Origin of the sequence: Methylobacterium sp. E-046 (assembly GCF_022829625.1) — a bacterium.
Taxonomy (GTDB): domain Bacteria; phylum Pseudomonadota; class Alphaproteobacteria; order Rhizobiales; family Beijerinckiaceae; genus Methylobacterium; species Methylobacterium longum.
On sequence record NZ_JAKSYP010000278.1, the window covers coordinates 1 to 8,420 of the forward strand.

The 8,420-nt window shown below is 65.5% G+C and carries 14 protein-coding genes and 1 pseudogene; 9 read left to right on the forward strand and 6 right to left on the reverse strand.

What is annotated here, in order from left to right; translation table 11 throughout:
• The first annotated feature begins 348 nt into the window (after positions 1-348).
• Positions 349-846: a hypothetical protein gene (locus MKK82_RS30575; protein ID WP_243987831.1), complete on the forward strand. Its 498-nt coding sequence runs from the start codon at positions 349-351 to the stop codon at positions 844-846.
• A gap of 112 nt (positions 847-958) precedes the next feature.
• Here the strand turns inward: MKK82_RS30575 and MKK82_RS30580 are convergent.
• Positions 959-1,165: pseudogene (locus MKK82_RS30580) on the reverse strand (DUF3761 domain-containing protein); the annotation flags it as partial.
• A 273-nt stretch (positions 1,166-1,438) separates the two neighbouring features.
• Entirely contained in the window at positions 1,439-2,062 is a 624-nt protein-coding gene (locus MKK82_RS30585) for a DUF1194 domain-containing protein (RefSeq protein ID WP_243987832.1), read from the reverse strand.
• 187 nt (positions 2,063-2,249) lie between these two features.
• On the opposite strand from MKK82_RS30585, the gene MKK82_RS30590 reads away from it, so the two are divergent.
• From MKK82_RS30590 to MKK82_RS30600, 3 genes are all read left to right on the forward strand, one after another.
• Positions 2,250-2,492 (forward strand): hypothetical protein, encoded by a 243-nt coding sequence (locus MKK82_RS30590; RefSeq protein ID WP_243987833.1) that lies wholly within the window; start codon positions 2,250-2,252, stop codon positions 2,490-2,492.
• Between the two features lie 11 nt (positions 2,493-2,503).
• Positions 2,504-2,800, forward strand: coding sequence for a hypothetical protein (locus MKK82_RS30595; protein WP_243987834.1), 297 nt, complete (start codon positions 2,504-2,506; stop codon positions 2,798-2,800).
• Between the two features lie 290 nt (positions 2,801-3,090).
• A complete protein-coding gene (locus MKK82_RS30600; RefSeq protein WP_243987835.1) occupies positions 3,091-3,267 on the forward strand; it encodes a hypothetical protein in 177 nt (58 codons plus the stop codon).
• 282 nt (positions 3,268-3,549) lie between these two features.
• Here MKK82_RS30600 and MKK82_RS30605 read toward each other — a convergent pair whose 3' ends face one another.
• From MKK82_RS30605 to MKK82_RS30620, 4 genes are all read right to left on the reverse strand, one after another.
• A complete protein-coding gene (locus MKK82_RS30605) occupies positions 3,550-3,885 on the reverse strand; it encodes a hypothetical protein (RefSeq protein WP_243987837.1) in 336 nt (111 codons plus the stop codon).
• Positions 3,882-4,100, reverse strand: a complete 219-nt coding sequence (locus MKK82_RS30610) for a hypothetical protein (protein WP_243987839.1) — start codon at positions 4,098-4,100, stop codon at positions 3,882-3,884. The genes MKK82_RS30605 and MKK82_RS30610 overlap by 4 nt, the downstream gene beginning before the upstream one ends.
• 475 nt (positions 4,101-4,575) lie before the next feature.
• The gene (locus tag MKK82_RS30615; protein ID WP_243987840.1) at positions 4,576-4,791 is read right to left on the reverse strand and encodes a hypothetical protein; all 216 of its coding nucleotides are present in this window, start codon (positions 4,789-4,791) and stop codon (positions 4,576-4,578) included.
• A gap of 336 nt (positions 4,792-5,127) precedes the next feature.
• Entirely contained in the window at positions 5,128-5,319 is a 192-nt protein-coding gene (locus MKK82_RS30620; protein ID WP_243987842.1) for a hypothetical protein, read from the reverse strand.
• Positions 5,320-5,451: 132 nt separating this feature from the next.
• On the opposite strand from MKK82_RS30620, the gene MKK82_RS30625 reads away from it, so the two are divergent.
• The 5 genes from MKK82_RS30625 (at position 5,452) to MKK82_RS30645 (ending at position 8,309) form a co-directional block, all read left to right on the forward strand.
• Positions 5,452-5,868, forward strand: coding sequence for a DUF5681 domain-containing protein (locus MKK82_RS30625; RefSeq protein ID WP_243987844.1), 417 nt, complete (start codon positions 5,452-5,454; stop codon positions 5,866-5,868).
• On the forward strand, positions 5,865-6,143 hold the full coding sequence (locus tag MKK82_RS30630; RefSeq protein WP_243987845.1) for a hypothetical protein: 279 nt from the start codon (positions 5,865-5,867) through the stop codon (positions 6,141-6,143). The genes MKK82_RS30625 and MKK82_RS30630 overlap by 4 nt, the downstream gene beginning before the upstream one ends.
• Positions 6,128-6,325, forward strand: a complete 198-nt coding sequence (locus MKK82_RS30635; protein ID WP_243987846.1) for a hypothetical protein — start codon at positions 6,128-6,130, stop codon at positions 6,323-6,325. The genes MKK82_RS30630 and MKK82_RS30635 overlap by 16 nt, the downstream gene beginning before the upstream one ends.
• Before the next feature lie 209 nt (positions 6,326-6,534).
• Positions 6,535-7,617: a catalase family protein gene (locus tag MKK82_RS30640; protein ID WP_243987847.1), complete on the forward strand. Its 1,083-nt coding sequence runs from the start codon at positions 6,535-6,537 to the stop codon at positions 7,615-7,617.
• 383 nt (positions 7,618-8,000) lie between these two features.
• On the forward strand, positions 8,001-8,309 hold the full coding sequence (locus MKK82_RS30645) for a hypothetical protein (RefSeq protein WP_243987848.1): 309 nt from the start codon (positions 8,001-8,003) through the stop codon (positions 8,307-8,309).
• Positions 8,310-8,420 lie beyond the last annotated feature (111 nt).

Sequence of the window (8,420 nt, forward strand, 5' to 3'; positions counted from 1 at the left end):
CCGGATACGCGATGACTACCGCAAAGCTCTCGCCGCCTTGCACGGCTATAGCCTCATCCTCGACGCCGCTACACTGACACCGTTGGCCGCTACCGGGCCTAGCGCAGTGGTCGTCCCGAACCCACTCCCGCCTGGTTTGTAAGCGGCGCGGTATCACCCGCCTCGACACCCACCCCCGCCGCTCGCCATCCTTCAGCGCATACCTGCGGTGTACGGCCAGACCTACGACCCACAGGAGGAGCCGGCGCGCCCGGGGGATCGATGAGCATCGTCGGACGGCTTTGCGATCGTCCGCTGTCGGGATAGCTTGACCGTCCGGCCCCGCTTTCGGGCTTGGAGACGATCGTCATGTCCCGCTCCGTGCTGTCTACCGCTCTCCTCGCCTTCAGCCTGGGTGCCCTCGCGACCCCAGCCGCAGCCCTGTCGGCCAAAGACTGCTCGGTGAAGTACCAAGCCGCCAAGCAGGCCGGGACGCTGAACGGCCAGAAGTGGAACGACTTCCGCAAGGCCGAGTGCGGTGCTCCGCCGGACGCAGCGACTACAACCGTGCCGAACCCGGTAGCTGCCGGTGCTGCGAAGCCGTCGGCGCCGGCTCCTGCACCGACCACGACAGCTGCTAGGCCGACCGCTACGGCTGCCCCTGCGCCGTCCGCCACGACCGGTTCAGCCGCATATCCGTCCGCGGTGGATCCGAAGTACGCCAAGGAGTCGGCCGGCAAGGCGCGGATGCACACCTGCCTGGACAGCTACAACGCGGCCAAGGCTGCTGGCACGCTCGGCGACGCGAAGTGGATCCAGAAGGGTGGTGGCTACTACTCGGCCTGCAACGCGCGGCTGAAGAGCTGAACCGCTCAAAGGTGAGCGGCTGGACCTGGCAGCAGTCGTGACCCGCGGCGACCCAGCAGCCGACGCCGCGGTGGCGTGAGCATGTGCCCTGGCGATGCTGGCTGAAGCTCCAGTCACCGTCCCGACAACGGGCCGTAGCATCCGCTGGCTTGGTGCAGCTCGACCCCTGAGGCTGCTCCGGGCGCGGGACCTCGCAGCCATCTCGGTTCGTGTAGGTGCCGTGCTTCAGCTCCTCCGGCGCAAAGAGCTTGCACGAGCCACGTGCTGAGACCTCGATAGGCGGCGGTGCGCTGAGCCGTCTGGCTGCCGCGAACAACATCGTTGTAGGTCCGGTCGAACTGCGCCTCCCGCCCAACCGTGTTGGCGAGCCGCTGCGTCGGCTCCTCGCCGAACACCGTGGCCATGCGGGCCCGGTTGAAGTCGCCCTCGCCCATCAGGTCGCGCTGCAAGGCCACCCGGTCGTTCAACGTCGTGCCGAGATGGCGGTCGACCTCGGAGCGTAGCCCCGTGTGCTGCATGAACTGCTCCATCAGCGACATGTTCGGGGTCTCGGCCGCGAGCTGCCCGGGCCGGATCGCATCCCGCCCGCTGCTCAGCAGGGTCTGGCCCCGCGCAAAGGCATCCCGGCCGGCGAGGTACTGCTGCGCCGTGCGGTTCGCATCGGCGCGCTGATCATGAGCGGCAGGCCGTTGATGACGATACCCGCCGCCACCGCATCGTCCCGCGCCTGGGTGACCTCGCGGCCCTGGTTGTTTGGGCCATCTCCGGACACGTCGATCACGCGTCGTGTCGGCTCTACTCCCGCTACCCGCAGCAGATCGACCGAGAAATCGAGTGCCGCCGAGATCGAGGTCCAGATCGCCCGCTTCGGGCGCGCCCGCAGAAGTTGGCCAGCAAAGCCGTCGGCCTCGGCAGCTGTGCCGATCACCGTCCAGGGTACGATCACGTACCGGCTGCCGATACCGGCCCACTCGACGTAGGTCACAGCGATCCGACCGATCAGCCCTTGGCGGATCGCCGACTGGACCGCTTCAGATCGGAAAGCAGCGACGTAGCGCTCACGCTGGACGCGCTGTTCCTCGGGATCCATCGAGAGCGACACATCGACGGCGAGGACAAAGGCAAGGTCGACCTCTGGGGCTGCCTCCCGCGCGCGCGCCTGTCGTATCGGAAGGACGAGGACCAGCAGGGTAGCGGCGACTACGACGAGGCGCATGAGGGTTCTCCGACGCCCGTCCAGTCTGCGCAGCCGAAGTTCGTGAGGAAAGGCCCGTGGGGTGCGGCGCTTCGTGGCTTGAGCAGGCTCATCCCACACGAGGTCAACCGATTTTCCCTCGAACGATCGCCGATACCTGCTGGCGTTCTACGCTGGCCTCGCCCGTGCAGCCTGAAGGAGCAAAGCCATGCAGACCGACATCCGATCCCAGGTGAAGGCCGCGATCCTCGTCACTATGGCCGAGGCTGAGACCGCTGGCCTTTGCCCAGTCACCGCCGCCAGAGCCGCCTATCCCGGCACGCCGGGCATGGTTCTGGGCGAGTGCCTCGCCGACCTGCAGGCAAGCCAGGAGGAGGCGTGGTGGCAGCGCGTCGAGCGCACCATCGATGTCGAGCTGATCCGCAACGCGGTCGCGATCGCGCAAGCCTGAGAAGAGGCATCATGTCCAACATCATCACCCTCGCCCCACCCGAGAAGCCGACACCCGTGGCTCGGTACGCGGAGGTTGCCGTCTACGGCACGGTCGGGCCGCTGACGGTCGCTCTCGCCCGCCGTACCGACGTGAAGGAGGGGCTCATCCACGTCGTCGTGATGGGATCCGCCATCGGCCTGGAGATCGTCGCCACCCTGCCGGATGACGACAAAGGCCGCGCCGTCGCCGATTTTACCGGCCCCGCCGTCCTCCGCGCCGTCGAACTGTCCGAGACCGAGTTCGCCGCCCGCCCGGAGGCATGCTGATCACCTCCCCCCGACCGCATGCCCCATCCAGGCAGCACGTCCGCTGAACGCCGTGCCCTTGACCGCATCGGTTGCGGCGAGCTGCCCGCCTGGAGCCCGAAGACGCTTCGCAACCTGCTGGACGCCGGCCTGATCGTGGACGTTGGAGGCTAAATCCGCCGCGACGCGTTCGGGTCCTATCGGGTGCCGGCCTACGCCATGCCGATCCCGGTTCACATGGTCTGGTGCTCGGCTGTTGCTGGCACCGACCGAGAGGCGGCTTTCTTCGACGCTGAGCTGGAGAACTGGCAATGACCCGTCGCCCCGGCCCCAATCATCACCCCGACGACGACACCAACATGGACGAGCCGACGCGCGCTGGGCTGGTAGCTGAGGCCCTGGCCGTGTTCGGCCATGAAGCGGCCGAGGAATTGGCTCGCCTGCTACGTGTGTCGTTGGAGGCGAGCCAGCCGGAGGCGCAGCTATGATAGCCGCCCTCCCTGACCCGCCGACCGCCACCAGTGTCCTCGCACTCGTGCAGAGCATCGAGCGCCGCGACCCAGCGGATCCGGCTTCCCTGGCCTTTCGCAACGCTTTGCTCCGCGCTGGCCTAGAGATCGATGGCGCCGGCGGTCTCGCAGCCCTTGAGGCGATGGCCGATGCGGTTGCCGCCGACGATCCTGACTGTGCCGCCGCCAGGACTGCCCTGCTCCGCGCTATCTGGGCTGGCTTGCTGCCTTGATCGGAGAAAGTCCGAGATGAGCGTCCGCTCAGCTGCCCAGTTGGCTCAGCATCTCTTCGAGCGTGTCGAGCAGGCTGTCGAGGTCGGCCACGGCTGCGATAAGGCCGTCGGTGGGTTGCCGCCATGGATCCGTTGGACCGTGCAGCATCTCTCCCAGCATTGCCTTGACGCTGGTAACCTGTCCGCGTCCGGCCGCGATCGCGGACCTGATCAGACCCGGATCGGCTTGTACGAGCGTTCCATCTGCGGTTCGGCAGTCCAGCAGACGCTGCAGAGCAATCAGGTTCGTCGCCAGCGTGTACAGGTTGGTCGAAGCGGGTTCGCTGGTCGGCTCACCGCCATGATCCGGTGCTCCAGGCGTCATAGCTCTGTACCCAGCTGCACCGCAGGCCGGAGCGGAGGCAACTCGGCCAGTTCCAGCAGCACGCGCGCGCCCCTGATCGCAGCCATCGTTGCTCCAGAGGCTTCGTGCTCGCGAGCCTCGGCCTCCAATTCACCGAGGCGTTCGGCGAATAGCTCTGCCCGACGTAAGTTGTTGGGCTCTGGCATCTCGCCAAGCAAGTCGATCAGCGCTGCCATGAACGCGCATGCTGATTTGGCAGGTGGAGCGGTGTCGGCTGGCACGATGCGTTCCTGGGCCTACCACAAAACAAATCTTATGACCGGCACGTTGATCTCTGCCCCTGCATTTGATGGGATCGATGCACGTTATCATTGGGAATTTAGAATAGTGTCCTGAAGCTCGTCACCTTCATCCTGATGTGGCTCTCCTGTGAGCGCAGGTATAGGGACGCGATCCCTGCCAGACATGGAGAACGGTCCCACCCTCAATTTTACAGCGCGCTCGGAAAGCGTTGTAATCGCGTGAGGAACTGACAGCTGTGAGAATAGGTGAGACTGCCACCAACAAGGCAAAGCCGCCACATAGGGACAGCAGAAGCCAATTTACGGCACCGAGAGTGGGACGCTTTGGTTGCTCCGTCCACTCACGCATCGGTGGTGCGGGTGCCAAGAAGGCCAGGGTCATGCCGGCCCAAGTGAGCATAACCATCATCTAACGAGGCCCGTGAAAGGCTGCAGGCTGCTCGGCTTGGACGCTAGGTTCCGCCTGCTGCGCCAAGGCGACGAGACCAACGAACGGACCGAGGCAGAGCACGATGAGCAAGAGGAATGCCGTCACAGCTTGAGCGTGCCGTCCAGCTATCTGGATCATCGCGCAGCCGACGGTGAAGGCCGAGGCCAGCAGGATCGCGAACGCTTGCTCATTCATAGCGTCATTCGCCTTTTTGGGTTCGGCCCTGCGCTCACGCGACGGTGTGTGTGAAGGGTCCTTCTTGTGGGCCAACCTGGGTTCGGTCCCCCAGGACACGGCGGCCAGAAGCAATAATCTGGATGGTCTGTCGGCTATCACACGCAGTCCGCGCCATGATCTCCAAATCGCGCAGATGTGAGATCAGCAACTCCTGCGGAGCCTCATCTTTGTTAAGGGCATCACCTACCTTTAACGAAACGGTATGCTCAAGCTCAGCCCAGAAATTCCTTGGAATTTCCATTTGGTGGGGCATGGGTGCCACTCGATCCAACGGTCCGGATCTTTCTCGGCTATTCACAGCCTAAGCACTTTATCGAATGTTGGGTTTGCATCGATTTTATGGACAGTTTTGCCGCCCGCGAGCGCGTCGCCATCAATGCCGGGATCGATACCGTCTGTTAGGTGGCGCTCACCGCCGCCGTCACCATCGAGGTTCGAAACGACGCCCGCGAAGTCCGCCAACAGGCCGCGGCCGCTGCGCTGCAAGGCTTTGCCGAGGGGCTGCAGGAACTGATGTCAGGGGCGACTTCAACCTGCATTCCGCCTGCATTTGCAGGTCGAGGCGCCGAACCTTAAGTCATAGGCGCGGTCTATTGTAATCGTGTATTGGGATAGGCCATGAGTACCAGAGGCAAATTCCAGCCGGGTCAGAGCGGCAACCCTGCGGGCAAGGCCAAGGGCACCCGCAACGCCACCACGCGCGCCATCGAGGCGCTGCTGGACGGCGAGGCCGAGGTCCTGACCCGCACGGCGATTGAACTCGCCCAAGGAGGCGACACGGTAGCCCTGCGGATGTGCCTCGATAGGCTTGTTCCGCCCCGCAAGGACAGGCCGATCACCTTCGCCTTGCCGCCGATCACCACCACAGACGATCTGCCTCTGGCCACCGGCGCCATCGTGGCCGTGGTCGCTGCCGGCGAGCTGACGCCCTCCGAAGCGGCGGAGATCTCGAAGACCCTCGACGTGCATGTGCGGGCGATCGAGGCGACCGAGCTGCATCGCCGGATGGCGGCGCTGGAGGCGCGGGGGACATGAGGCTGAAGGCCCTGGAGGCTCGCGTCATCCGCCTAGAGGCGAAGAGCGGCACCGGCCGGTTCAACGGCCTGTCCTACGAGGAGATCGAGCAGGCGTTGTTCGACCGCCTGCACAGGCTGGCGTCCGCGGCCGGCGGGATCGAGGAGCTAATGGCGGAATGGGACGCCTCGACCGACCCGGAGGAACGAAGCCTGATCGCGCAGATCGGATCCCACAAGCGAGACGTCCGACAGAGCTACCTGGAGATGGAGGCCCGGCTATGTCCACGACCCTGAAGGCCCGTATGGTGCGGCTAGAGAACCGCTACCCCGACCTTAAGCCCGGCCCCGAGCGCATGACCGACGAGGAGTTGGACGGCGTCATCGGCGTACTGCGCCAGATCGAGGCCGGCGAGACGGTAGACCAAGCCCGCATGGAGTGGGCGACCAACGTCATGCACCGCGAGGGGATGCTATGAAGGAGATCGACGTCACAGCCTGATCTCCGTGCTTAGGCGAACTGGGCGACTGAGACCCTACATCGCCTCGCGTCCGACTACGACGCGATGCTGGAGGGCGCTCCGGCACCTTGGGAGTGAACGCCGCGTCTCCATCTAAAGCCGAGCGATAGGAACTTGGCCATGTGCGCGGAGCTTCACCCGACGAAACCGTGCGCGAGAGCCCGAGAATGACTTACCTGCGCTACGCCTCCGACATCGAGCAGCCCGCGCCGGACGAGCAGGAGACCATCGACGGCATCATCAAGGGCATGACCCAGCAGTCGGAGACGGTCGAGAAGCGCGAGCACCACGCGGTCCGCGCCAGCCATGCCAAAAGCTCAGCCTGCGTGACGGGCGAACTCACGATCGCCGCCGGTCTGCCGCCGGAATTGGCGCAGGGGTTGTTCGCCACGCTGGGCACTCACCCCGTCGCAGTGCGTTTCGCGCAAGGCCCGGGTGAGACCCTGGGCGACCGGGTCTCGACCCATCGTGGCATGTCCATCAAGGTGTTCAACGTTCTCGGGGAAAAGATCCCCGGCCATTCCGTCGACACACAGGACTTCGTGCTTGCCACCGGTACGACCTTCCCGTCCGGCACGGCGGCCGGCTTCCTGCGCGACGGCACGGTCATCGGCAAGTCGACAGGAATGCCGGAGAGCGTGAAGAGCGCCGTCTCCTCGACGATGCGCAACCTCAACAAGGTGCTTCACGCGTTCGGCACTGAGAGCGCGCTCGCCGACTTCTTTGGGCACCCCTACAGCCACCCGCTCGCCGATAGCTACTTCAGCCAAGCGCCGATGCGCTACGGAGACTACGTGGCCAAGCTCGGGGCCATGCCAGCTACCGAGGCTCAGCGCGCGCTGTCCGAGTGGCGGCTCGACCCGAAGCAGGACGAGGACGGCTTCCGGCAGGCCACTGTCGCCTTCTTCCGTGAGAACGAGGTGGTGTTCGAGCTGAAGGCGCAGCTCTGGGCGGATGCCGAGCGGCAGCCCATTGAGGACGCCTCGGTCGACTGGCCGGTCTCGGTCAGCCCCTACCGCACGGTGGCGACGCTGCGCCTGCCGCGCCAGGACGCCTACGCGCCGGACCGGGTTCGGTACTTCGACGAGATCATGACTTTCCGCCCCGCTCACAGCCTCGCGGCGCACCAGCCGCTCGGTTCGGTGATGCGGGCACGCCTGCAGGTCTATCGGGCGCTTAGCAACTTCCGCCACCGCGAGAACGGTGTGTCCGCCGAGGACACCGCCAGCATCGACCGCATCCCAGCGTGAGGAACTGCGCGATCAGGCTTCCGAAGTATCGCGAACCATCCCGCTTACATACGCGTTACCGGCGTTCTTCTACACGGAGGCATCGATGCGTCAGCGCACCCTCGTCACGGCCATCCCGTTGATGCTGCTCTTCGCAGGTGCAGCCTTCGCGCAGGCACCGGCGGCAGCGCCGCCTTCCACGGCCCCAGGTTCACCTGGAGTGGCAGCACCGCAGCCGGGTTCGACAGGTGCGCCGGGTACCGTGACTGGCACCCCGACGGGGCAACCCGCCGATACCGTGACGAACAACTCGTCGGCAGGAGGTAACGCCGCCCAGCCCGAACGGCCCGTACCTCAAGGCGGTGGCGCGAAGTAGCTGGCAGATCACGAACAAGGATGCCGAGGTGGATGACGCCGTTGATGTCGGCGTCGCCGCTTCGATTGCCAATTACGCAGGATCTGCGACCCTGAGGAGAGATGCTGGGCGGATCGTCTGGTTCGCGCGAAGGCTCAGCATCACAGGGAGTGGCATGGCCATGGCTGAGAATGACAAGGCACCGGGTGTGAGCGTGGTGCCGCCGACGGTACCGATCCCGAACGTCAACGTGCCGGATCCGACGACCGGCAGCGAGTCTGCGGGCCAGGACGTGGTCAAGGACGCCGAGAGCAAGCCCGACGACCCAGACAAGGCGGCCAAGGATGGCTTGGCGTGATCCCCATGCGCCGCTCCTTCGCGCTCCTGGCCGCTCTAGCCACCCTCGCCTGCCTTCCTGCTGCGGTTGGTGCCCAGACCCCGTCGGGGCCGCCGCGAAAGCCTGCGGAAG